At 65.7% G+C, this 1699-nt stretch carries 1 protein-coding gene; it reads right to left on the reverse strand.

Features of this window, described 5'->3' with window-relative positions; translation table 11 throughout:
* Positions 1-16: 16 nt before the first annotated feature.
* A partial coding sequence (locus K1X74_21815) for an acyltransferase domain-containing protein (GenBank protein MBX7168988.1) occupies positions 17-1699 on the reverse strand: 1683 nt, incomplete at its 5' end.

A 1699-nucleotide genomic window follows, 5' to 3' on the forward strand; every position in this document is an offset into this window, starting at 1 on the left:
CGCGCGGTTCGGCCGCTTAGTTCGGGGATTTTTCTCCCTCGGCCAACGTCAGACTCCATTCCTCGTCGACGAGGTCGCCCAGCAGCGGGTGCAACGCCACCGCTGCGTTGCCCGGCAGAGGTCTGCCCGGCACGCTACTTTCAGACACGAGGTTCTCAGGCCATGGATTTGGGAAGGCCGCCACGCCCCCGGCCCGGTGATGGGATTCTGCGCCGATCGACACCCGCACGGGCCTGCCCAGCAGCCAGGCCGCCTTCGCGGGAAGTCCCGCCGCCGTGGTAACCGGGCCACGAGCCGGAATCACCGCGGGGTAGAAGTCGTCGGAGGAGAAATCGGGCCAGAATCGGTCGCCGCGGAAGGGGTAAGCGGGCAGAACAACGCGTCGGCGCGCTGGCCGGTCGTCGAACGCATCCCAATCGACCCCCACGCCGCTTAAGTATAAGCGGCCGAGTGCTTTGACCAAGCACGGCCATTCGGCGGTTGCCTCTTGAAGCAAGGCGCAGCTCACGACATTGGGAAGCTCAGCCGCCAGCCGATGGACGGATGTAAATCCCTGACTTGGGCCGACTTCAATCAGGCAGTTGGCCCCCTCGCGAAGCATTCCGTCGATCAAAGCCGGCAGGTCGACGAGCAAGCTGCTGCCCGACTGCGAGCTGGCAGACTGCGGCATGCGCGGCTCCCCTGCCACCGTTCCATCCGGCAAAACCCAGCGAACCGTGCCAGAGTGCGCCTGTTCCAGCGTCTGCAGGGCAGTCTCGATGAACGGCCACAACCTGCCCGAGTGTTGCCCCAGAGCCGCACAGTTGGGCGAGAGCCTGCTGCGGCAATCTCGTCTTGCCGCTCGTTCGATGAGTGCTTCGATCGCGTCCGGCGAGCCGCATACGACGCTTCGATTCTGGGTGCGCAACAGCACGCTCGCGGCGCCGCCGCCTGGCAACAACTCTGCCAGCATCTCCGGCGGCCCGAAAATCTCTACGGCCGCAGCGACGCCAACGGCGTCGCGCTCCAGCGCCTGCAGGTAGGCAAAAGCGTCTTCGATGTGCAGCGCACCGGCGACACAGCCGGCGGCTAGCGATCCCACGCCCCATCCGCCGACGACGCGCGGTTCGATGCCCAGGTGTTGGCAATACGCCGCCAGCGCCAGCTCAATCGCCAACAACCCGGCTGGAGTGCTTGGTTGAGCTGAATCAGGACCTTCGCCGTTGCTTCCGAATGCGCGTCGGCACAAATCATCGATTCCCGCCCGCCGCGCCGCGTGCTCGCAATCTTCGAATTTCCGGCGGAACTCTGCGCAGGTCTCCCACAGCGATCGAGCGATTCCTGCATACTGCGAGCCCTCACCTGGGAACAACCAGCCGATCTGGGGCGCGCTTGTTCCCATCACACCCGTTTCGATCCCAGGCGATTTGCCCTCGCGCACGAACTGTTCGAGTTCGTCCGCGAGAGTTTCTCCATCGGTCGCGATCGCGATCAGCCGGTGCTTGAACGCTGTACGGCCGGTATTGGTCGAAGAGCACAAATCGGCCAATTCGATATCGGGGCGCTGCCGCAGATGGGCGGCATACCGGTCAGCCAATTCGGTCAGCGCCGTGGGGGTGCGGGCCGAGAGCAGCAGCGGCCAGGCCGTCCGCGGGGGCGGTTCGGTCGGTCGGACCGCCGGCGGCTCTTCGACCACCACGTGCGCGTTCGTGCCCCCCAG

The organism is Pirellulales bacterium, from assembly GCA_019694435.1.
In the GTDB taxonomy this organism is placed as follows: domain Bacteria; phylum Planctomycetota; class Planctomycetia; order Pirellulales; family JAEUIK01; genus JAIBBZ01.